Here is a 23,476-nt window from a genome sequence, read left to right as displayed (position 1 = left end):
GTTAATTTTTGATAAGACTAATTTGAGGAGGAAAAACTACATGATTAAGTTTGGGACAGGCGGATGGCGTGCCATCATAGGTGATGATTTTACGAAGGAGAATATTCAAAAAGTAGCTCAGGCAGTTAGCATTTATATGAAAGAAAAAGGTATTGATTCGGATGGAATTGTACTTGGATACGATCGCCGTTTTCTTTCTGATAAAGCTGCTCGATGGTTCTCTGAAGTGCTTTCTGCAAATGGTATAAAGATTTTCTTTATCAACAAAGTTGCCCCCACACCCCTTGTAATGTTTACAGTTAAAAAGCTCAATACAAAATTTGGTGCAACAATAACCGCAAGTCATAATCCTGCAGATTACAATGGTATAAAACTGTTTATAGAAGAAGGAAGAGATGCTCCTCAAGAGGTAACCTCTGAAATTGAAACCATAGCAAATGGTTTGCCAAGTGATTCAGTAAAACATCTTAAATTTGAAAAGGCTATTGAGAATGGTTTGATTGAGATAATTGATCCATTTGATGATTATATAGATGCTATCCTTAGTATGATCGATATTGAGGCAATAAAAAAGAGAAAACTAAAAATACTCCTTGATCCGATGTATGGAGTATCAAGGACTTCTTTGCAAACAATATTAATTACCGCAAGATGTGATGTAGACACTATACACGAAAGACATGACACCTTATTTGGTGGAAGATTGCCCTCACCCACAACCTCTACGCTCTATCGTTTAAAACATTTAGTTGTTGAAAAAGGATACGATTTAGGAATAGGAACAGATGGCGATGCCGACAGAGTAGGTATAATAGATGAAAAAGGCAATTTTATTCATCCAAATGATATATTGGTCCTGCTTTATTATTATTTCCTGAAGTACAAAGGATGGAAAGGTCCAGCTGTCCGCAACTTAGCTACAACACATTTGCTTGACAGAATTGCAAGTTCGTTTGGTGAAAAATGTTATGAAGTACCAGTTGGCTTCAAGTATATTAGCGCAAAAATGGAAGAAACCGGTGCGATAATAGGTGGAGAGAGCAGTGGAGGACTAACAATCAAAGGACACATAAAAGGTAAAGATGGTATCTTTGCAGCAACTCTGTTAGTAGAACTTATTTGTAAAACTGGAAGAAGAATATCTGAAATTCTTGATGAAATACATCGAATGTATGGGTTACTGTATATGGTAGAAAATGATTTTTGTTTTGAACCTGAAGAAAAAGCAAAAATCTGGGAAATACTTTTTGACAAAAAGCTTCTTCCTGAGTTTCCTTTTGAAATTTCTGATGTTAGTTATATTGACGGTGTAAAAGTATACTTTAAAAATGGTGGCTGGGTGCTGGCAAGATTTTCTGGAACAGAACCCCTTCTCAGAATATATAGCGAAATGGAAGATAAAGATCAGGCAGAAGAGGTGTGTAGGATATTTGCTGAGTTTTTGAATCTCAAATAAGGTTTATCACAAATAAAAATGAGGTATTCTTTTGGATTATTCAATAATTCTAAATGAGAATACCTCATTTTTTTCTTCCATGTTAAAATTAAAGTATACATTGTTGAGCAAGGAGACATATGCAATGATGAAATACATCAAGTCTCTATTTCGTTTGACATCAATAAAGTTTAAATTACTTTTTGCACTTGTTATTATAACCTGTATACCAACCCTTATACTGGGATACATAGGATATCTCAAATATGCTGAAATATTAAAAGACAAATTTTTAAAATCTCAAGAAGTAAATATAATTCAAATTTCAAGCATCATAGAATACTATACTCGAAACATATATAACTTTACCCAGGAAGTCTTATATGATAACTCCATCTACAATTTTTATAAGGCATTGATTGACAGAAACGATGACTCAGAACTTTTTGATTATATCTTCAAAAAAGATTTTGAAGGATATCTGAATTCTTTACTTTTATCAAGAAATGATATAAATTTAATAGCCTTTAATTTTTCAGCAAACAATAGTCTTTACTATGTTAGTCGTGAAAATGAAAAGCTTGACAGCCCAGATGTTTATGCAATTTATCAGAAAGCTAAAAAAACAGCCGGAAAGCCAATTATATATGTAAAGCCAATTAATAAACTCTATTCTGATGTTTACATAGGAAGAATAGTATATGACAGAAACACTTTAGATGAAATTGGATTACTTATTGTTAAAATGAATTTAAACAAATTGTATGACTCTATAACAATATTAAAGATAAAAAACTATGATGCCATCGCTTTTGTTTACCGAAATAAGCTAATTTATGTTAATTTTTCAGATTCAACTAATTTATTAGGCCTTGAAGATTTAATTGTTAATAAACACAAATTTGAGCTTAGCAGCAAGTTTAAAAATAATTACTATTTTGTCAAGTCTGATGTGCCTATTTCAGGTTGGACATGTTATATGTTTTTTTCAAAGAAGTTTCTGTTAAATGAAATAAATTTAGTATCTAAAACGCTTTTTCTTCTCTTCATCATTACCGTGTTCTTATCATTGCTACTAATTAATTATATTTATCTGGACATAACCTCTCCAATCAATCAACTAATTAAATACATGAAAAAGGTTGAAAATGGAGAAATGCAGATAAAAATTGAATCGAACAGAAAGGATGAGTTTGGTTATTTAATCTCTTCGTTTAATAGAATGACCGAAAAGATAAACCATTTAATCAACCAAGTATACAAAGCAAGGCTTATTGCAAAGGATGCACAAATAAAAGCTCTTCAAGCGCAAATAAACCCGCACTTTTTGTTCAATACTCTGGATGTTATCAATTGGAAAGCTAAATTTTTAGGAGCAGAAGAGATCTCTGAAATGATCACAGCGTTAGCTACCCTTTTGGAGTACAGCATAAACCGTGAAGACTCAACCTTAGTGCCACTGCAAAGAGAATTGGAATATATTGATAGCTATATATTTCTGGTCTGCAAGAGGAATAATCATCTAAGAAATCTAAATTTCATAAAAGATATAAAGAGTGATGATTTGTTAAATTACAAAATACCATTCATGACGTTGCAACCAATAATAGAAAATTGTATTAAGCATGCTTTTGACTATAGTATAAAAGACCCTACAATTATAATAGAAATTGAGGAGTACAATAATAATCTTATCATAAAAGTGAAAGATAACGGCAAAGGTATCGAACCAGAGAAGCTTGCGCATATTAACAATAAGCTCAATAAAATACCTGATTTTTCAGAAAAAGATGGTTGTGGAATTGGCCTTTTAAATGTTCATAGACGTCTTAGACTTTTGTTTGGAAATCAATATAGGCTTTCATTAAATAGCATAGTCGGTAGTGGCACAGAAATTGTATTGACAATTCCTATTACTAAGTAGACATATTCTTAGTACAAGATCCATATGCCTAACCTGCAAAATATTTATTTCTATATTCTTGAGGTGACATACCTGTTAGCTTCTTAAACACTCTGCAAAAATAAGTGTTATCGTTATATCCAACCATGCTCCCAACTTCATTGACGCGATACCGTGGAATAGCTAAGAGCCTTTTTGCTTGCTCAATTCTGATAATATTGATTAAATCAGTATAGTTCAAACCAAGTTCTTTTTTAATCAATTTGCTGAGGTGCCAGTGACTGATATAAAATTCTTCTGCCAGTTCCTGAAGAGAAATTTCTTTATAGTAATTTTCCAAAAGGTAGCTCAAGATTCTACTTGCCATAAAGCTTAAAGGTTTTTCCTCTTTCTCGTCTTTTTGCATTTTTATAACCTGCAGTACACTCTGCCTTAAAGCTTCTTTATCATCAGCAATTCTTTCATATTCCATCTCCTCAATTGCTTCTTGCACAGCCTTTTCAATTTCATCTGTTTTGGCTGGCTTAAAAAGCAATCGAAAAACCCCAAGTTTAATTGCTTCTTGAGCATACTCAATGTTGCGGTAAGCTGTAATAATTATAATTTTGCTTTTCTTATTTTTCTTTTTTATTTCCTTTATCATCTCAAGCCCATTCAAGCCAAACATTCTAATGTCAGTGATAATGATGTCTGGCTTATATCTTTCCACTATGTATAATCCCTCAGTACCATTCTCAGCTAAAGCTACAACCTCACAATTTAATTTTTTCCAATTAATAAAAGTTTTCAGACCTTCTCTTATAATTTCTTCATCATCTATTATTACTACCTTTTTCATGCTTACCTCTCCTATTGATGTTTCAAAACACTCAAAGCTACAATTTTTAATAAATCCGCCCTCGCAGATAGAAAAGGGCGGACTTTTTATTTCGTAATGGTCACCTTACTTAAATGTCGTGGTTTGTCTGGATCATTTCCTTTCAACATACACAAATAATATGAAAAAAGCTGCACCAGGGGCACTACAAACAACGGTTTTATAAATTTATTCAAATCCTTTCTTATTTCTACGTATTTACATGCTTTTTTATTTAGCTTATCCGAATCACTAAAGGTTATTATATCAATGCCTTCCCGTATTAATCTTTCTGCAATCTCTATATTATCTTCAATAGTCTCATCACTTGGTGCTACAATAAACACAGGTATGTTTTTATCTATCATAGCCAAAGGTCCATGTCTAAAATCAGAAGTTGAAAATCCTTTTGCCCTCACATAACTTGTCTCCTGAATTTTTAGGGCAAATTCAAGTGCTATAGGGAAGCTCACACCTCTACCAAGAATAAAACATTCGTTCATATATCTAAATCTTTCGATATTTTCCTTAATTAATCCTTCTTTGCTCAGCGCATCTTCTATTATGTTTTCAATATTTGATAGTTCAAAAACCAATTTATCGTCTTCGGCCAAAAATGCTGCAAAAAGCTCCAAAAGCACTATTTCTGCAGTAAAACTCTTTGTGGCTGCAACGGCTTCTTCATCCCCAACATTCATATTTAATTTATACTCTGCAATAAGCGATAATTTAGAAGTCGGATTGTTTGTTATAGCAATAGTCATTGCTCTATTTTTTTTTGCCATATCCAGAAAACTACAAATATCTTCTGATTGGCCAGATTGAGATACACCTATCACACAGGTTTTTTCTAATTGAAGATCTCTTTTATAAAGTGATGCCACAGATGGTGCTGCAAGCCCTACAGGAATTCCTGATAATATTTCAATTATATACTTTCCAAATGTTGCTGCATTGTCAGATGAACCCCTTGCAACAAATATGATATTGTTTATGTTCCTATCTTTAATATTTTTTGCAATAAGCCTTATAGTCTCAACGTTACCTTCATAGCATCTTTTCATAGCAGAAGGCTGCTCATAAATCTCTTTTAACATCTTATGCATTGCAATATCCCTCTCCTACCTTACTATTTTAAGCTTTTTGTTTACTTGCTTTCAAGCTAAAAATCAACCTTTCACTGCACCTGCTGTCATACCCTTGATTACATATTCTTGCAAAAATACATATAAGATTAAAACCGGCAAAACCGTGATAATTAAAGCTGCCATCATAGCTCCATAATTGGTTCCATAAACACTCGAAACCAAAGATAGAAGAACACATATAGGCTGCTTTTCTCGAACAGGTATAAATATGAGCGACATAAATAAGTCATTGTATGACCATAGAAAAACAAAAATTGCTGTTGTTACTAAACCTGGAATTGATAAAGGAACAATTATTGTGAAAAATATTCTAAGCACACCGGCACCATCTATTATAGCTGCCTCTTCAAGTTCAACTGGCAAGGTTCTCATAAATCCTGCTAAAGTCAAAGTTGCAAAAGGCAAAAGACCGGCCGTCTGGGGAAGTATAAGTGCCAAGTAACTACCATTTAAACCCAATTTTCTTAATATGACCAAGGAAGGAATCACTATTGAAAACGCTGGCACTAACATAGCGCCTGTGAAAAAAATCTTAACAATTCCAGTTAACTTGAAATCAAATCTCGCAATCACGTATGCGGCAAACCCACCAAAAAGTAAAACCAACAAGACTACACTGCCTGAAATAATTAGGCTGTTGAGAAAACCTCTAAATATATTCATGTTTCCATAACTTATTAATTGACTGTAGTTGAAAAATGAAAGTTTTGATGGTAATTTCATTGGATTTAAAAGAATCTCATTGCTTTCTTTAAAAGAGTTATTCAAGACCCATAAAAGTGGTAAAATAGTTGTACACGCCCACAGGATAAGGATAAGATATTTAATTACATCCATAAAGGTGAATTTTCTTGCCATTCCATTCATTTTATATGCCCCTTTCATTTCTAATAGGTTATTGTTTCTCTTTCTGTGAGTTTGTTAGAAATTGTCGATAAAATTATACCAAGAATTATTATTAAAACACCTATTGCAGAAGCATAACCCTGATTTTGACCTGTAAATGCTACTTTATATAAATAAGTGCCCAAAACCTGGCTGGCATCCATAGGACCACCACCAGTTATAACATACACTATGTCAAATACCTTGAATGTTCCAACAATTGCAAGTGATATACACACCGCAATAACATCCCATATAAGCGGAATTGTTATATAAACAGCTTTTTTTATTCCTGTTATTCCATCAATCAAAGCAGATTCGTATATATCATGAGGAACTTTTGAAAGCGCTGCAAGAAAGATAACAAAATAAAAGCCCACATACTGCCATATTACTGGTATTAAAACCATAGTTAAAGCTGAATTTTCAGTAACCCAGACCTTTTTCTGTCCGCCAAAAGCAGTTATAATTGCATTCAAAAGACCATAGTCATACGCATATGCTAAATAAAACATCAATCCTATTGCAGTGCCAGAAATTACAACAGGGAAAAAGAAAACTGTCCTGAAAAATTTATACCCTGATTTTATACTGTCCACTATCAAAGCCAAGATAAGGGCAATTCCAACCTGAAAAACAATTACACATACCATCATAATGAGGGTATTGATAAGTGCTTTTCTTACAGCATAATCTTGAATCATCTGAACATAGTTATCAAGTCCCACAAAGGTTTTATAGTTAGAAAAATCTCGCCAGTCAAAAAAACTGTAATAAAATGTTGCGAACAATGGATAGTAGATAAAAATACCTACTAAAATTAATGCGGGAAGCAACAACAAAATGGCATATTTTTTATTTTTCAGCACCTGCATTTCCTATCCTTCTCCCTATTTAAATTTATGTACATTTTTATTTATCTTTAACGATTAGGGAGATTAGCCCGACGGCTAATCTCCCTATTTAAAAGCCTGCTAATAATTATTTCTTTACTCTATCTTGAATCTTCTTAGCTTCAGCCAAAAGCTGCTTTGCGGTTTTCTTGCCTGTTACAACATATGCCAAGTCCGTTCTAATCTTTGTAAATGCTTCTGGTAATATCTGAGCATCAATTGGCATCGAAACAGAGTTAGCCTTTGCCATCATATCATAACCGCTCTGCGCAACTGGAGTAACATTTGGAACCTTACATTTAATTGCCGGAACTCCGCCAACTGCTATAAATTTAGCTTCAACTTCAGGAGATGTAATGTATTTTACAAATTTTACTGGCCAGCCATTCTTCTTTGCATTCAAATCTTTGCTCACATACCAGCCAGAACCAAAACCACCAATTATGTCGGTCGGATGCGCCTTGCCGCCAGGTACAACTGGTACCGGCATTATCTTTGTATTAACCTTGTCTTTTAAGCCACCGACACACCATGAACCATTTATCATCATTGCAGCTTTCTTGTCTGCAAACAGTGCCTGTGCCTGAGCATCCTGAAGCGTCAATGCATCCTTTGGAAATGCTCCCATCTTGTACAGATCCTTTATTATATTCAATCCTTTTTCCCAGCTTGGATGGAACGGAGTATTGTGCCCCTCTGGTCCACCTGCAGAAAGGATAAACGTCTCTATTAAGTAATAAGATTCAAGTATGGAGCCTGCAATTGGAATAATGCCTTTTGCTTTGAATGTGTTAACTGCTTTTATAAACTTATTCCAATCGGTTGGAAGTGGAAGATTGTATTTGTTGAATAAATCCACATTTACATATAATCCCTCATAAAAACCTATGGTTGGTATTGCATATACTTTTCCTTTGTATTCTTTAATTGGACCGTTGTAAGTTGTAAATGCAAGAGCGCTCTTGTAAATGTTGCTGCTCCATTTTGTGTCTTTCTTTAATTCATCGTCCCAAATAAATACCTTGCCAGACTTCAGCAGAGGTTCTGCATCTGCACCAACAAAGAAGAATGTTACATCCGGTTCATTGCCTGATGCGAAATCTGTTTTAATCTTGGTTCTGATTGCATCATTTGCAGCAGGAGTAGCTTCGTCAACAATTTCTACATTCGGATTCTTTGCCATGAAATCTTTAATAGCCTCTTTCCATGTGTTTGTCCATGGGTCTGCACCTGTAAAGTATGTCACTGCTCTGATTTTAACCTTTTCTGTAGTCTTTGCGTCTACCCCAGTGTTGCCAAGCATTCCTACTATACTTACTATAAAAGCAACCAAAACAACAAACGCTAAAACCTTTTTTAAACTTTTCACTGAAAATACCTCCTTTTATCAATTTGATTTTGTGTATTGTTTGTAATTATAATAAATCAAAAAACGTCCTTTTGAAATCTAAATATCTTGTTTTGAATTTAACTTTTTTGGCATGCGCGCCTTTTACAACTTTCTATTAAACCAGCACCTTGTTTATGGTAAAATATTATTTGGGTGATTTGAAATGTATAAAATGATGATTGTGGATGATGAGTACTATGTTAAGGAAGGGCTCAAACAAACAATTGATTGGAATAAATATCAAATAGAAATAGTTGGAGATGCTGAAAATGGAGAAGATGCTCTAAACCTTGCCAAAACGCTCAATCCCGATATTATCATTACTGATATTAGAATGCCTATATTAGATGGTGTAGAATTTATGAAAAGATTGAGAGAAAACGAAATCAATTCTCACCTGATAGTAATAAGTGCGTATGACGATTTTGAGTACGCAAGAGCAGCAATAAAGTATGGTGCAACAAATTATATACTAAAGCCCATTGATAACAATGAACTAATCGAGACAATCCAAAAGGTAATTAAGAAAATAGAAAGTGAAAGAAATTTTATTGACTCTTACAATAGCTTTAAAAACAATATTTCGGTTTTAAAACTTGGTTTGCTGAGAGAAATTGTATATGGAAAGGTTTCAGATAGCCATTTGATTAAAGAAACTCTTTCTTATTTCAAAGTGGATTCAAACAATATAACAGTAATAACTATTAGAATTGCAAATTATGATAAAACTGCTTTAACTGCAAACGAACATTTACGCATGCTAAAAGAATACATAACTAATCAAATATTAAACAATGTATTTGCACGCATTTCAAATGGTGGTATTAATCTGGAAAAAGATGAAGATGAATTGGTCATCATAATTGGTCTTGATGGTGATACAACTACTCTTTATGAACAGCTTAAAAATGAATTTTGCTACCTTGTTAAAAAAATCAACAAAAAATTTCAAGATGATAACTTTACTGTAGCAGTGGGAATCAGTGATATACACCCGTGGGATAGTATATCAAAAGCTTATAGAGAAGCTACTTTAGCTTCAAACTACTCTCCTTTGCCAGAACTAAACATAATTGGCTGTGCGCGTGATAAGGATTTAATTGGCATCAGAAAAGAAGTAAAAGATGCTCTAAAAATGATTGTTGAAAACTACAACAGGGATATCACCATTGATGAAGTGGCAAATAAACTTCACATCAGTACTTCCCACTTGATGCATTTGTTCAAAGATGAACTTGGAAAGACTTTCTATGATTGCCTTGTCGAATACAGAATTTCCAAGGCAAAAGAATTGCTTTTATCAACAAACCTGAAGGTCTATGAAGTTGCAGAAAAAGTGGGATATCAAGACGCTAAATATTTCAGCCAGCTATTTAAAAAGTATACAGGATTTACTCCAAAAGAATATGTGGATTATCACTCTTTTGCAGGTGATTTGAAAGATGAAAATTAACTTTCTGCGAAAATTCAGACTAAAAAGTAGAATAACCTTCTTTTTAGTGCTGGGTATAGTGATTTTCACATTCATTATAATCTCTTTTTCGCGAATGTTCAGTGAGTTCATAATCCAAAAATACTACTACAAGCACCTCAAGGACATTCACAGTGATATCCAGGAAGGTATCTACTTGCTTCTTACCAATATAAATCTTACTTCGGTGAGACTACTTCAAAACCAGGATATATATGACCTTTTATCCAATGAAAAACTGTCATACAATGAAAAAAAGAAAAAATTAATAGCATACCTAAACACATTGAGAATCAATGATTTTATTGGTGATATTATAATTGTTACTAAGAAAGGTGAGGTGTTTAACTTCAACACTAAACTGAATCCTTCTGTATTTATCACAAAAGACCTGCTTCTTCAAATAGAAGATAGAAGAAACTTATTCGTATGGGGACCTATAGTAAAAGATAACGGAAACAACTATATAGTTCTTGGAAAAAGATATTATAATTTTTATACCGGTCAGTATTTGGGCTACCTTCTGATGCTGATTGATGAAAACAGTATTGCTAAGATATGTAACAAAAGCAAGTCATCAGATATGGTTTCCACCTTAGTTATAGACCAGCAAAACAAAATCATCAGCCATCCTGAAAGTAAGTATGTGGGTAGCATCATCTTTGAAAACTGGCTTTATGATAGCAAAAAAGAATTTAGTTACTCATTGAGAACAATAAACGAAGGGCAGTTTCTTGTTGCAATCAGCAGACCCAGCGAAAATCTTGAACGTCTTAATTGCAGATGGTTTATTGTAAGCCTTCTACCTCTATCCAACTTGAAAGAACAGCTTACAAAAATCAACGTTGTAATAATATGGCTTGTAATCATTACATTGATATTGTGTGTTATAATAGCAATCAAGGCGGCTTCTTCTTTGACCAATCCCATTAGATTTTTATTAAATAGAATCAATTCTATAGGTCAAACAAAAAATGTAAAACCCTATATATATAAAAACTTACATGATGAGATATGGGAGTTAGAACTTGCGTTTGAGGAAATGACCAAGCGAATCAGCAACCTGGTTGAAACAATCAACCATGATATGGAAAAACAAAGAGAGCTTGAACTGACAGCATTGCAGTCGCAAATAAATCCCCATTTTCTTTATAATACTCTTGACGCTATAGCATGGATTGCAAAAATTAAAAAGCAGCCTGAAATTGAAAATATTGTTATGGCTTTAGCAAAGTTCTATCGTATAAGTTTACACAGAGGTGAAAAGTACATACGATTATCTGATGAAATTGAGCTTGTAAAAAACTTTGTTGCTATCGAAAAGATTAGATTTCCCAATAAATTCGATATTGAATTTGAAATTGCTCCTGAAACAAAGGATTTGAAAATTCTCAAGTTCACTGTACAGCCGCTTGTTGAAAACTCTATCAAACACGGAATCTTGCCTAAGAAAGAAAAAGGTCTTATTATTATAAAAAGCATGTTAGTTAATGAGAATTTGCATATTGAAGTTTCAGATAATGGAGTGGGATTTGACCTTTCGGAATTAGATAATTTAAGCAAAAACAGCAGAGGCGGTTATGGGCTAAAAAACGTCGATGAAAGACTTAAAATTGAATATGGTAAAGAATACGGTTTGTTTATTTCAAGTGAAAAAAACAAAGGTACAACCATTTTAATTAAAATAAAAGCTAAAAGTGAATGATGTCAGCTGCTATAATTGTATTTCCTTATCTTGTCCACCAAATTTATTAATGGTTTGTATATTGTTTGGGTTAAAATGGTACTTGATAAAAACGACATTCCGATTAAGAAGCTACTTACTATCACTATCAGAATTGTATAAGTTAAAATATCCCTGCCAAATTCACTTATGTCATATAAAATGACAATATATCCCGACTCAAAAATACTGACTATATCAAGTAACGTGTTATCGTCAATTCTTATCAACGAATTTTCTTTCTTTAAAGTTTTAGTGTCTATTTTTCTATTTTTTATAACAGAGGAAAGTTTTAAGAGGGTTTGAGTCTGTTCATCCTGGCGTGGTAGAAGACCAATATGTTCATCGTAAAGATAAACTGAAATGTCACCGTGCTGAGAAACTCCAAAGTGCCGCTGGTAAAAATATTTAGGGTCTATATCAATTATAAGGTATCCACATAGCTTTCTATTTTCATCATATATTTTAGAAATAAAACTTACAACGCCATAGGCGCTTTTGTAATACGTGTTGTTGTAATATGGAGCTAACCCTCTATTTCTAATCAACCACAAGCTTTGCTTTTTATCATTGGCAACAAACTCCTTTATTCTTTTATCCTTTAAAAGATCACTCAATGTCGGATAGTCTACAACATAGCTTGAAGTATAATATCTTCCATTTGTATCATACAATACAACTGCCAATATTCTTGTATTAGATAGTTTGATTCCATCTAAAATCTCTGTTATATTGCCTTCTGCATTATTGTTTTTTAACAGCTCAAATACTTTACTATTTGTCCCAATCTGTTTTGCAGACTCTTCTATTAGCGTTACATAAATTTTATAATTATTGATTATGCTCTGGTCATTTTTTTGTAATAGCTGGTAGTAATAATCCATTAAAAAATCTTTGAATATAAAGTTCGAAGCCAATGCCACTAAAACTATAAACCCGATGAATATGATGGAGGTTACAAGTGTTATTCTATATTTTATGCTCTTATACACTTAATAACACCTCTAAGTAAATTATCATCATTTTTAATTATACCACATTATGAATATTCTCCTCTATGATGCTAACTTAAAGACCAACAGCTTAATTTTAAATACTTACATTCCTTTTTACTAAAATATCATTTCCAATTTAATTTCTTCACTAACTGGGTCAGGTTACCAACAACTATATCAGCCTCGCTCAGCGTTTCTGGCGAACCTACACCAATAGCAAACATCCCCGCTGCTTTAGCTGCTTTTATACCCGCTGCTGCATCCTCAAACACAATACATTTTTGCGGGGCTACTTTGAGCTTTTGAGCACATTTTAAAAATATTTCAGGGTCAGGTTTTGCCCGGGATATCTGCGTACCGTCAACAATTGCGTCAAACAAATCTTTTATCTTGAGCCTTTCAAGTATCAACATTGCGTTTTTGCTTGCTGTTGCTAATCCCGTTTTTATACCTTGTTCTTTCAAGGTCAATATGGTCTCTTTTGCGCCGGGAAGAAGATCATCTTCAGTCAGCTTGCCTACATACTCCAAATACCAGTTATTTTTTATGTCCATCAATTCTTCTTTTTGAGCTTCACTAAACTCATTTTCCTTGCCACCTATTTTGAGAAGTATTTCAAGCGACTCTTTTCTGCTGACACCTTTGAGCTTTTCGTTGTCTTTTTCAGTAAATTCAAAGCGCAACATGTTTGCAAGCTTTTTCCATGCAAAATAGTGATATTTTGCTGTGTCTACAATGACACCATCCAAGTCAAATATTGCACCTTCTATACTTTTTAGAAGAACTTCGATAGCAACCAATGCATCATTCCCCTTTCAAATTTATTTCAAGCAGCTGTCCTATTTCATGTATAAATTCCCTTTTATTTGCTACAATTTTGTAATTATTGTTTATTGAATCCTTCAATCTGGTGCTTTTTATCAACATTTTGCTATTTGAAATCTCAAACTCAAATAGATTCCCATGAATTATTAAATTAAATTTAAGGCTTTCCCAATGTGAGGGAAGATGTGGTTCTATCTCAATTTTAGTCCCATCCACCCTAATTCCACTAAAACCAAACACTGCTGCCATCCATGCACCACCGTTTGCAGCAGGATGTGTACCTCCAATGTACAAGTTCCCAACATACTGCTTGTAATTTCCTTCCAAGTCTATCAGTGCTGTTTTCAAAAAGTATTCATAAGCATTTTTTAGCTTACCAAGTTTCGCAGCTAAAAGCCCGTACATGCTGTAACTGAGGGTAGAGCCATGTTCCGTGCGTCTATTATAGTACTCCCAGTTTGCTTTTAAGATTTCTTCTTCATATTCACTTTCAAATAAATTCAAAAGCACAACTACATCAGCCTGTTTTATCACCTGAGTTTGAGTTGCCAAACCATTTCCACCGCCAAGGTACTCATAAGGATGTAGCATCTTCTCTTTTAGCTTTTCTACTTCTATGTCTTCTAACTTAAGGTAACCATCAAACTGTTCAATGATTCCTTCTTCATTTGGCTTTTGCAAGAATATCTTTTGCTCAGCTTCTTTAATTTTCTCAATATATTGAGAAATACTTGTTTTTGAGTCAATTTCTTGTAAGATATTTGGATACTTCTCTTTTAGGATGTCATATAACCATATAGCTTTTTCAAAGACAAACTTTGCTATTCTGTTAGTGTAGGCATTGTTATTTACTCTTTCATGGTATTCATCAGGTCCTGTAACATCTAAAATTTCAAATCTATCTTTTAGTGGTTTATAATACGCATAAGAGTAATAGAACTTTGCACACTCAAATACAGCTTCAGCTGCACCTTCTAAGAAGATTGAAAAATCGTCTGTTGCATTGTAATAGGTAAAAAATCCATAGACGACATCTCCACTTATGTGTATTTGTTTGTCCCGAAAATATGTCCTTATGGGTCTTTGTGTAATCACATCTGTGACGTTGAAAAGACTGCATGCGTCATCCCCAGTCTCCTGGCTTTCCCATGCATAAAATGCACCTTCAAAGCCATACTCTTTTGCCTTTCTTCTTGCTCCATCCAAGGTATGTACACGATACATTACTAAATTCCGTGCAACATCTGGAAGTGTATACGAGAAAAAAGGAAGCATAAAAATTTCTGTGTCCCAAAATACTGCACCTTTGTACATCTGTCCCGAAAGTCCACGAGCAGGAATTGAAAGTTTTTCAGAATGATATGGAGCAATACTTAGAAGATGATACATGGAAAATCGAAGAGATAACGCTGCCTTTTCATCGCCATCTACACTGATATCGCATATGCTCCATCTTTCTTGCCATTTTGATTTGTGTTTTTCAAAAAGAGAGTCAAAACCTGAGTTTTTAGCCTCAATTATTCTTTTTATTGCTTCATCAAACGGTTTTTCAAATTCAATTGAGTGAGTAACACACATGTATTTATAGAACTTAAACTCTTTATCTCTTGCCAATTTCACCTTGCTTTTTCTTATATATAACTTTGGACCAACATCATCACTGAAATCATCTAAGTGATCAGAAATCTCAGCAACAACAATATTTTTGTTTTCATTTGTTACAAGAGATATAGTATAAACTCTATCTTGGTTTTCAAATCTCATATCTTTAAAATGCGGTCCGTTTATCTCCCATATATCGCAATCAATCCCTGTTTGTATTTCTATCTCGCAATCAAAATTTGCAGTGATAGAATATTCTAAGCACAAAAGATGGTAGTCTGTGCTGCTTGCAAATCTTTTTGTTTGTATTCTTATCCACTTCTCTTTATCAACAAAAAACTTTGTGTCTCTGAAATAATACGCATCTTTCAAATCAAGACCATAAGTGTGAGCACAATATTGGAAAGTCATTGGAGAAAGAAGGGTATCGTTATAATACACTTTTACAAAAAGTCCATTTGGCACGTTTACTAACTCTCGCCATTTATCATCATACCTGTCGTAAACACCTGCAACAGTGCACGCAACAAGCTCATCCTTGCCAAACTCTTCTAAGGTTCCTCTGTATCCCATGTATCCATTTGCAATTAGAAATCTGCTACCGTCCAATTCTATTGAAGAGGGGTCAAACCCCTCTTTTGAAATTCTCCAGCTCAAAATCAAATTTACCTCCTTTTCTGAAGCGGGATTTTAATCTCATCTTCTGTTATGGTGTAGGTTTTATCATAAACCATTAGATCAACATCTGGACCTTTGAGCTTTTTGATAGTAACATACTGTGGGTCTACAACTATCTTTAATACCGCTCTATTATATTTGATTCTGAAAGAATAATAACTCCAGTTATCTGGAATGATTGGAGCAAGCTTTATGGGCGCTGTATCAGACCTCATACCACCAAAACCATAGACGATGTTCAGCCATGCTGCAGCCAGCGATGTTATATGAAGTCCTTCTTCAGTGTTTCTGTTGTAATTGTCAAGGTCCAAGCGTGTGGCATACTTAAAGTACTCATAAGCCTTGTCATAATAGCCAAGTTCACATGCTAAGATGGAATGAATTGAAGGAGACAGTGACGATTCATGAATACATCTTAAATCATAATAGTCATAATTTGCTTTTTTCTCTTCAAAAGAGAAGTCGCTGCTGTACAAAAGCATGCAAAGCAAAACTGCAGGCTGTTTTATCATGTCATACCTAAATATCCTGTCATACGCCCAGTTTTTGTATATTGGAATCTGATCTTCAGGAATTGTTGAAAGTTCTATATGAGGCAGGTTAAAGTAGCCTTCATGCTGTTCGAACACCTTGCTCTGAGGGTCTTGAATTATATTCATATTTTTCGCAATATCAGCCCATCTTTCCACTTCACTGTTTTCAAGCTCTGTCTTTCTGGTTATTTCATTATATAACTTTTCATCTTTGGCCTTTAGCAGTTTCAAGACCTCTATAGTAAACTCAAAAGTCTTCTTTGCCATGTAATTTGTGTAAAAATCGTTGTTTACCATCATGTGAAACTCATCTGGCCCCATCACTCCAAAAAAGCCATACTTGCCATCTTTTTGCCCAAGTTGGCACCTGCTCTCCAGCATCCTGCAAACCTCAATTAGTATCTCTGTCCCTTTTTCAAACAAAAACTTTTCATCTTTTGTGACAATATAATAGTGATAAAGTCCGTATGCGACAGCTGTACTTACCTGAAGCTGCAGATTTGCATGCTGCCACAGCGTACATGACTCTGTACCGTCAATTGTGGCGATTGGATAAAATGCTCCTTTCAAATCAAGCTCTTTTGCTCTTTGTTTTGCCTGGGGCAGGGTATAGTATCTAAACTCTAAAAGCTTTTTTGCTGCATCAATGTTTGTAAATAGGTAGAATGGAAGACAGTAAACTTCACTGTCCCAGAACGAATTGCCATTGTACACTTCACCGCTCAAACCTTTTGCGCCAATCCCAGCAACAACCTGTTGTATGCCTGAATATGCTTGCAGCATCTGAAATATGCAGAACCTTATACCCTGCTGGTTTTCGCTATCTTGACCTATTTCAATATCAACTTCTTCCCACATCTTCTCCCAAAATTTTTCATGCTCTTGTTTTAACTTTGAATAGCTATATTGACCAAATATGGACTGACAAAGTTTTCTATTCTCACTCTGCAAATTTTCATTTAATCTCTCAAACGAATTTATAACAACAACCTTTTCAATCTCTATACTTTCATTTTCTTCTATATCAAAAACCATCTCTTTTGCTATGATCTTCTCATCTTCAACAATTCCTTGCTCATATGCCTTGCTTGCCTCTATTTTAAAGTTTGCAAAGCTTATTTTGTTGGTCCTTATTGTTTTACATCCAATAGAGATGTAATCATTTTCATTTGTTTTAAATAAGCACTCCCAGTAGTTTGTGTCATATATCCTGTGCTTGTGAGAAAAATCAACCCCACTGATGATTTTTACCTTACCACTTTTATTCAACGATGTAATTTCTATCTTCTGACAGCATACATTGTTTTGAGTCATGCTAATAAATCTTTCAAACTTGAGCTTAAAACTTGAACCTTTTTGGGTGTGCCAAATAAATTCTCTTGTCAAAATACCTTTTTTAAGATCAAGCACTCTTTTATACTCCGAAAAATTAGATTGGTTCAGGTCAAGCTCCTCACCATCTGCGATAATTCTTGTGTACAGCCAGTTTGCATTGTTGACAACAAACTGGGTTCTGTTTGGCACTCCTTTGTATGAAGGTTTTTCATATATTTCTTCAAACACACCTGCAACGTAAGTACCGATGTGAGTGTCACCCGTATAAAGCTCATCAAAGTATCCTCTTGTGCCAATGTAACCGTTGCTCACAGTAAACAGAGATTCTAAAACTCTCATGTTTGATTTGTCAAAATTTTCTTCAATTATGCACCATGGATCTATTTTTACATATCTGCTACCCTTTTTGTTTATCACTCTGCCAACACCTCATCTTTTTCTATTTTGTCCGTGAAGTTCTGCAAAAAGTTCTTACTTCAAACTTCCAATTACAACACCTTGGGTGAGATATTTCTGGAAGAATATTACCAATACCACTGGTGGCAATATTGCATAAAGCACTGCTAACATCTTCATATCAGCAGACATCCATGTATTCCCGAAAGACATTTCATATATCTTTATCATAACTGTGTAGCTTTCACGATTTTTGAGAACGATATAAGGCAGGAGAAAATCCGACCATGAAGCATTTATAGAAAATATTGTCACCACCATTATTATTGGAACGCTAAGTGGCATAACAATCTTGTAAAACAGCCTCAAGTTAGGGCATCCATCAATTTTAGCAGCTTCAATTATTTCTCTTGGAATCTCATCAAAGAAATTTTTAAATAGCAGCACATAAAAAGCATTTGCACCATAGCTGAGCCACAGTGGAATGTATGAGTTGTTTAATTTAAGCGCAACTATATTTTTAAAAATAGGTACAAGATTGATGGTTGCAGGAATCATCAAACTCCATAAAATTAGATTGAATACAAATCTATACCCTCGCGGCTTGATGATTGAGATAACATATCCTGCCAAGCCATTGAAAACTATTGCGCATACCACACTCCCTGCTACTAAAATGAAGGAGTTTATATAGTACTTTGTAAAATTGAGAGTTTTCCAAGTGGTTATAATCTTTTGAGGTTCAAATGTATGTGGAATTATGGTGGGCGGTACCTGAGCAAACTCTTTTATATTCTTCAAGCTTGATAGAAATACCCACAAAGGCGGTGCTAAACACACAAAAGCAATGCAGCAGCTAATAAACAAGAGTATATAATAAAGTGCTTTTACACTTGGTTTTCTGAGGTCTAAAAAATTTATAATACCAGTTGTTTTGGAATCTAATCTACTCAAGTTTCTGAGCCCCCTTGCCAACTTCTTAAACATTATTATTTTCTTTTGTAGCTTTCATATATATGAAGGTAAGACACATTAGAATCAAAGTAACCAGTACACTTACAGTTGCAGACTTTCCAGCAACAAAATCAACAAAAGCATAGTTGTAGCTCAAAAGCATCAACGACAGCGATGCGTTGTTTGGTCCACCACCGGTTAAAACAAGTGGTTCGTACAATACCTGGAAGACAAATATTATCTGCATTATTAAAAGCATTCTTGCTGTGGAATAAAGCTCTGGCAGTGTAATGTGAATAATTCTTCTAAAAATCCCTGCCCCATCAATGCAAGCAGCCTCATACAGCTCCTGGTTTATCCCCTGAAGCCTTGCAATGTAAATTAGTGCTGTTGAACCTGCCGATTTCCACGTCATGATGAATATTAAAAGAGGAATTGTAAGTTTGGGATTTTGCAGCCAGTCAGAAGGCTGAAGACCAAGCTTTATCCTGATAGCATTCAAAAGCCCGCCTTCGCTTGGGTCAAACAAAAATCCCCACAGAACAAGCGCGGCAACACCAGGAACCATATTGGGAAAGTATATGGAAAACCTGAAAAATGAATTTAGGTATACCATTTCATTAACTATCAGTGCGACTATAATGGGAACTAAAAAGCCTATGATGAGTGACCAGATAACATAAAAGAATGTATTTATCAGCGCTTGATGAAAAACACTATCTTTTAGAACGTCTATATAGTTTTGCAATCCTACAAACCTTTCCATTCTGAAACCTTTTGTCTCGTTTAAAGAAAGTATCAAGCTATAAATCATTGGCTCCCAAATGTAAAAGGTAAAAAGAACTATGCTTGGCAGCAGAATTAACCACCCAGAGATATTCTCAGATAATCTGTTGGATAGTTTCCCGCTCATTTTTTTATTCACAACCTAACCCCACCTTTTTAAAAGCTTTACATCCGCATATGATGTCCAAACAAAAAATTCAATTATGGGAGGAAGCAGTTTTTTCTACTTCCTCCCCAGGATGAAGCTAACTTAAGCCTTATTCTTTAACCTTATCCAAGAACTTTGTTTGGAACTCTTTTCCTGCTGCTTGCAGTATCTTCTTAGGATCGGCATTCTTGTTTGTCAAAACTTGCTGGATGCATCCATCTAATATTCTGTAAAGATCTTGAGTGTAGTAAGGCTCTTCTGGTTTCAAGTGTTTGAATGCTTCATCATAGTATGGTTTGAAGAATGCCATGTTGACATTTGTATATTTCTTGTAGATAGCATCTTCTGCCTGAACTCTTTCTTTGTTGACCCAAACAGGAAGTGCTCTTGGCCCAACTGGTAAGCCCTGAGCTGCTTTTTCCTTGAGGCTTATCTCAATAGCATTGAGTGTTTCCTTGTCAACCTTTGGTGACATACCTATAACTTCCAGAAGCTTAAAGCATGCATCAATCTGTGCAGGTGTGCTATTTGATGAGAACATTATTGCTGTTCCGCCCATTAATGTGTACTGTCCTTTTGGTCCCTTTGGAATTGGAACAATTGCAATTGCGTCCTTACTCATCTTGTAGTCCTGAACAGGAAGATTAATAACGTCTGGTGCTGCCAGAACCATTCCAACCTGGTCTGTACCATAATACTTGATCCAATCGCCCCAGCTGAGCAGTGTGTTCGGCAAAAGTACATTGTATTTCCATTTCAAATCTTTGATGAACTGCAATGCTGCAACTGCACCTGGGCTGTCAAGCCCTTGTACCCATTTGTTACCCACTTTCTTTTCAAATTCTGCGCCAAATGACCATGCAATAGCTGTGAAGTGCCAGCCACCTACATTGTCCTTGCTTGGCATGAAAAAGCCTGCTTTTCCTGTCTTTTGCTTTATAATTTGAGCTGTCTTTGCAAGTTCATCCCATGTTTTCGGATATTTTGGCAAACCATTCTTGTCAACTAAACCTGCCTTTTTGAAGAGGTTCATATTGAGGTAAAGCCCAAGTGCATAACCATCGCGAGGAATGCCATAGATTTTCCCGTTATAAGTCAAAAGCTTTAAAACGTCTGGGTTGATGGCCTTGTCATACCCATATTTTTTTGCATATGTTGTAATGTCTGCTGCATATCCTGCTGGTATTATCTTCCTTGGTTCTGTAAACCATGTGTAGAATATGTTTGGTAAATCTCCACTTTCTGCTTTTGGAAGAAATGTTTCTGGTGAATATGAATATGGATCAGGAATCAATTTGATGTTGGGATATTTCTTTTTAAAGTTTTGCTCATACTTTTGCCATGCTTTTTTGCCTGCTTCATCGTTGTCAAGTGGCCAAATACCAACTCTGATAGAAACTGTCTGAGATGCAACTGCTTTTGCCGGCTTTGAAGAAATCAAGGCAACTCCCAAAACAATTCCAGCCAAGAAAATCAATGCTGTCACAATACTCACAATTCGCCAATTCTTCAGATGAAACAACCTGCTCATCACAAATCCCCCTTCAAATTGGTTTATTTTTATTTGACAATTTATATAATAAGCACCCGCTGCTTTGTTTTAAAGCGGGTAAAAATGCAAAAAGGTTTGTAAAATTATTGTTATTTATTGGATACAAAAAGTTTTTGATGGCAAACAAAAAAGGACTGGTCGTTGCTTTATTTGCCAGTCCCTCAATTCTGGTTTCTCCTTGTTTCCATTTTTTACCCCTTCACAGCCCCAGCAATCATACCTTTTAGAAGCTTGTCTTGCAAAACAAAGTAAATTATTATGCTTGGTATTGCTGATATCACAACTGCAGCAAACATTTTGGTAAGCTCTGCACCGTACATTCCCCTGAAGTTCAAAAGACCAACAGGCAGTGTCATAAGTTCTGGTGTCTGTATCAGAACCAAGGGTATCAAAAGGTCGTTCCATGCGCCAAGGAAATTGAAAACTGCAATTGTTACAAAAGCCGGCATCGTCAACGGAAGAATGATCTTGTAAAATATCTTGTACACAGAGCAGCCGTCAATCAAAGCTGCTTCTTCTAACTCTCGCGGGATGGTTTTGTAAAATCCTGTTAGAATGTATATGGATGTTGGCAGGGCAAATGCAACTGTTGGAATCAAAAGTCCTATGCGTGAGTCCAAAAGGTTTAGCTTTTTAAAGTTTATAAAAAGTGGAATCAATATTATCTGTATTGGAACCATGATGCCTGCTAAAAAGTAATTCAAAACTTTTTGGCTCGAGCGCCATATCATCCTCTCAATTGCATATGCTGCCATTGAGCTTATGAGAATGGACAAAACAACGCTCACAGAAGAAATTATAAGGCTGTTTATTGTAAAGCGCTGTATTCCCATGGTTACCCACGCATCATAATAATTCTTAAGTTGAAGTTTGCTTATTTGCGGCAAACCAAAAGGATTTGCCAAAAAGTCATTGTTTGTCTTCAGTGAGTTGTACACAAGCCATATTAAAGGAAACAATGTAAGGATAGAATAAAAAGTCAAAAATGCAAATATGACTATTTTTGCCGCAGAAGAAATTTTAATGTACTTTGCAAACACCACGTTTCACCTCACAAAACCTAATATGCGATTTCCCTTTTAGCTGCGAATTTGTTTATGACAATAGTAATCAAAATGCTCACAGCAAACAAAAAGGTTGACGCTGCACTTCCAAGACCATACTGAAGTTTATTGAAGGCAGTTCTGTATATGTATGTGGCAATTGTCTCTGAAGCAAAATCTGGACCACCTTCAGTCATTATCCATGCCATGTCAAAGTATTTCAGCGACCCTGTTATTATCAAGACTATTGAAACCCTCAAAACGGGCAAAATCTGAGGAATTATTATTTTTGAAACCATTTTAAAACCCTGGGCACCGTCAACAATGGCTGCTTCAATGATATCCTGTGGTATCCCTGAAATAGCAGCAACATATAAAATCATATGATATCCTACCCACTGCCAGCATGTGGTGATGGACAGTGCAAAGATAACATATTTTTGTGAAAGCCACTCTTGCTGCAAAGACTGAAGACCAACAGTTTTTAAAATGGAGTTTATAAGTCCAAAGTCATAGTTATATACAAAAAACCACAGAATACCTATTACCGCACTTGACAGAACGTTAGGTATAAAAAATGCGTTTTGATAATACTTCCTTCCTCTTGTTATATTGACTATACATAAAGCCAAAAAAAGACCCAAGCTCACCTGCAAAATTAAAGAAAGTATGGTTATTTCAATTGTGTGAAAAATTGATGATATAAATATCTCATCAGAAAAGAGCTCCTTGTAATTTTCAAACCCTGTATATGTCATCTCCGATAGCATATCCCATTTAAAAAAGCTCATATAAAAAGAATGTAAGATAGGAAGGGGTACAACCACAGTAAAAAGTATTAGCGCAGGTGCAATGAATAAAGCAATTGCCAATTTATTCCCAAATGCCTTTTCCAAGTGTTTCACCTCGCCATCATCAAATTTTC

The 23,476-nt window shown here is 34.8% G+C and carries 18 protein-coding genes; 4 read left to right on the top strand and 14 right to left on the bottom strand.

What is annotated here, in order from left to right:
• The first annotated feature begins 40 nt into the window (after positions 1 to 40).
• Both OTK01_RS00515 and OTK01_RS00510 read left to right on the top strand, forming a co-directional pair.
• The gene (locus OTK01_RS00515) at positions 41 to 1,456 is read left to right on the top strand and encodes a phosphoglucomutase/phosphomannomutase family protein (protein WP_029228911.1); all 1,416 of its coding nucleotides are present in this window, start codon (positions 41 to 43) and stop codon (positions 1,454 to 1,456) included.
• A 124-nt stretch (positions 1,457 to 1,580) separates the two neighbouring features.
• Complete coding sequence (locus OTK01_RS00510; RefSeq protein WP_269011627.1) at positions 1,581 to 3,359, top strand: sensor histidine kinase; 1,779 nt, start codon at positions 1,581 to 1,583, stop codon at positions 3,357 to 3,359.
• Positions 3,360 to 3,387: 28 nt separating this feature from the next.
• Here the strand turns inward: OTK01_RS00510 and OTK01_RS00505 are convergent, their stop codons facing one another.
• The 5 genes from OTK01_RS00505 to OTK01_RS00485 all read right to left on the bottom strand — a co-directional run bounded on the left by OTK01_RS00505 (position 3,388) and on the right by OTK01_RS00485 (position 8,489).
• Positions 3,388 to 4,176: a response regulator transcription factor gene (locus OTK01_RS00505; protein WP_029228909.1), complete on the bottom strand. Its 789-nt coding sequence runs from the start codon at positions 4,174 to 4,176 to the stop codon at positions 3,388 to 3,390.
• 86 nt (positions 4,177 to 4,262) lie between these two features.
• Positions 4,263 to 5,300, bottom strand: a complete 1,038-nt coding sequence (locus tag OTK01_RS00500; protein ID WP_029228908.1) for an SIS domain-containing protein — start codon at positions 5,298 to 5,300, stop codon at positions 4,263 to 4,265.
• A gap of 63 nt (positions 5,301 to 5,363) precedes the next feature.
• Positions 5,364 to 6,209, bottom strand: coding sequence for a carbohydrate ABC transporter permease (locus OTK01_RS00495; RefSeq protein WP_029228907.1), 846 nt, complete (start codon positions 6,207 to 6,209; stop codon positions 5,364 to 5,366).
• 20 nt (positions 6,210 to 6,229) lie between these two features.
• Positions 6,230 to 7,102 (bottom strand): carbohydrate ABC transporter permease, encoded by an 873-nt coding sequence (locus tag OTK01_RS00490; RefSeq protein WP_029672190.1) that lies wholly within the window; start codon positions 7,100 to 7,102, stop codon positions 6,230 to 6,232.
• A 106-nt stretch (positions 7,103 to 7,208) separates the two neighbouring features.
• On the bottom strand, positions 7,209 to 8,489 hold the full coding sequence (locus OTK01_RS00485) for an ABC transporter substrate-binding protein (RefSeq protein WP_029228905.1): 1,281 nt from the start codon (positions 8,487 to 8,489) through the stop codon (positions 7,209 to 7,211).
• A 184-nt stretch (positions 8,490 to 8,673) separates the two neighbouring features.
• On the opposite strand from OTK01_RS00485, the gene OTK01_RS00480 reads away from it, so the two are divergent.
• Together OTK01_RS00480 and OTK01_RS00475 are read left to right on the top strand one after the other, a co-directional pair.
• The gene (locus OTK01_RS00480; protein WP_232841708.1) at positions 8,674 to 9,963 is read left to right on the top strand and encodes a response regulator; all 1,290 of its coding nucleotides are present in this window, start codon (positions 8,674 to 8,676) and stop codon (positions 9,961 to 9,963) included.
• Positions 9,953 to 11,686 carry a sensor histidine kinase gene (locus OTK01_RS00475; RefSeq protein WP_029228903.1) on the top strand — a complete coding sequence of 578 codons (1,734 nt, stop codon included), beginning with the start codon at positions 9,953 to 9,955 and terminating at the stop codon, positions 11,684 to 11,686. The genes OTK01_RS00480 and OTK01_RS00475 overlap by 11 nt, the downstream gene beginning before the upstream one ends.
• 2 nt (positions 11,687 to 11,688) lie before the next feature.
• Here the strand turns inward: OTK01_RS00475 and OTK01_RS00470 are convergent, their stop codons facing one another.
• From OTK01_RS00470 to OTK01_RS00430, 9 genes are all read right to left on the bottom strand, one after another.
• On the bottom strand, positions 11,689 to 12,696 hold the full coding sequence (locus tag OTK01_RS00470; RefSeq protein ID WP_029228902.1) for a cache domain-containing protein: 1,008 nt from the start codon (positions 12,694 to 12,696) through the stop codon (positions 11,689 to 11,691).
• Between the two features lie 128 nt (positions 12,697 to 12,824).
• The gene (gene pgmB / locus OTK01_RS00465) at positions 12,825 to 13,499 is read right to left on the bottom strand and encodes a beta-phosphoglucomutase (RefSeq protein ID WP_029228901.1); all 675 of its coding nucleotides are present in this window, start codon (positions 13,497 to 13,499) and stop codon (positions 12,825 to 12,827) included.
• 4 nt (positions 13,500 to 13,503) lie between these two features.
• Positions 13,504 to 15,783, bottom strand: a complete 2,280-nt coding sequence (locus tag OTK01_RS00460; protein WP_029228900.1) for a glycosyl hydrolase family 65 domain-containing protein — start codon at positions 15,781 to 15,783, stop codon at positions 13,504 to 13,506.
• A gap of 8 nt (positions 15,784 to 15,791) precedes the next feature.
• Positions 15,792 to 18,089, bottom strand: coding sequence for a glycoside hydrolase family 65 protein (locus OTK01_RS00455; RefSeq protein WP_029228899.1), 2,298 nt, complete (start codon positions 18,087 to 18,089; stop codon positions 15,792 to 15,794).
• A 54-nt stretch (positions 18,090 to 18,143) separates the two neighbouring features.
• Positions 18,144 to 19,022, bottom strand: coding sequence for a carbohydrate ABC transporter permease (locus OTK01_RS00450; RefSeq protein ID WP_029228898.1), 879 nt, complete (start codon positions 19,020 to 19,022; stop codon positions 18,144 to 18,146).
• A gap of 25 nt (positions 19,023 to 19,047) precedes the next feature.
• Entirely contained in the window at positions 19,048 to 19,947 is a 900-nt protein-coding gene (locus tag OTK01_RS00445) for a carbohydrate ABC transporter permease (RefSeq protein ID WP_029228897.1), read from the bottom strand.
• A 118-nt stretch (positions 19,948 to 20,065) separates the two neighbouring features.
• Positions 20,066 to 21,487, bottom strand: coding sequence for an ABC transporter substrate-binding protein (locus tag OTK01_RS00440; RefSeq protein WP_029228896.1), 1,422 nt, complete (start codon positions 21,485 to 21,487; stop codon positions 20,066 to 20,068).
• Between the two features lie 212 nt (positions 21,488 to 21,699).
• The gene (locus OTK01_RS00435) at positions 21,700 to 22,548 is read right to left on the bottom strand and encodes a carbohydrate ABC transporter permease (protein ID WP_029228895.1); all 849 of its coding nucleotides are present in this window, start codon (positions 22,546 to 22,548) and stop codon (positions 21,700 to 21,702) included.
• Positions 22,549 to 22,568: 20 nt separating this feature from the next.
• On the bottom strand, positions 22,569 to 23,456 hold the full coding sequence (locus OTK01_RS00430; RefSeq protein ID WP_232841710.1) for a carbohydrate ABC transporter permease: 888 nt from the start codon (positions 23,454 to 23,456) through the stop codon (positions 22,569 to 22,571).
• Positions 23,457 to 23,476: the final 20 nt, after the last annotated feature.

It is taken from the genome of Caldicellulosiruptor acetigenus, assembly GCF_026914305.1.
GTDB lineage: Bacteria > Bacillota > Thermoanaerobacteria > Caldicellulosiruptorales > Caldicellulosiruptoraceae > Caldicellulosiruptor > Caldicellulosiruptor acetigenus.
The sequence above is the reverse complement of the archived record's forward strand: the minus strand, read 5'-3'. Positions and strand labels throughout refer to the sequence as shown.

Coding starts and splice junctions, on each gene's coding strand:
- OTK01_RS00505 (WP_029228909.1), bottom strand. CDS start 4,176: ATGAAAAAGGTAGTAATAATAGATGATGAAGAAATTATAAGAGAAGGT.
- OTK01_RS00490 (WP_029672190.1), bottom strand. CDS start 7,102: ATGCAGGTGCTGAAAAATAAAAAATATGCCATTTTGTTGTTGCTTCCC.
- OTK01_RS00475 (WP_029228903.1), top strand. CDS start 9,953: ATGAAAATTAACTTTCTGCGAAAATTCAGACTAAAAAGTAGAATAACC.
- OTK01_RS00515 (WP_029228911.1), top strand. CDS start 41: ATGATTAAGTTTGGGACAGGCGGATGGCGTGCCATCATAGGTGATGAT.
- OTK01_RS00440 (WP_029228896.1), bottom strand. CDS start 21,487: ATGAGCAGGTTGTTTCATCTGAAGAATTGGCGAATTGTGAGTATTGTG.
- OTK01_RS00495 (WP_029228907.1), bottom strand. CDS start 6,209: ATGAATGGAATGGCAAGAAAATTCACCTTTATGGATGTAATTAAATAT.
- OTK01_RS00480 (WP_232841708.1), top strand. CDS start 8,674: ATGTATAAAATGATGATTGTGGATGATGAGTACTATGTTAAGGAAGGG.
- OTK01_RS00500 (WP_029228908.1), bottom strand. CDS start 5,300: ATGCATAAGATGTTAAAAGAGATTTATGAGCAGCCTTCTGCTATGAAA.
- OTK01_RS00510 (WP_269011627.1), top strand. CDS start 1,581: ATGATGAAATACATCAAGTCTCTATTTCGTTTGACATCAATAAAGTTT.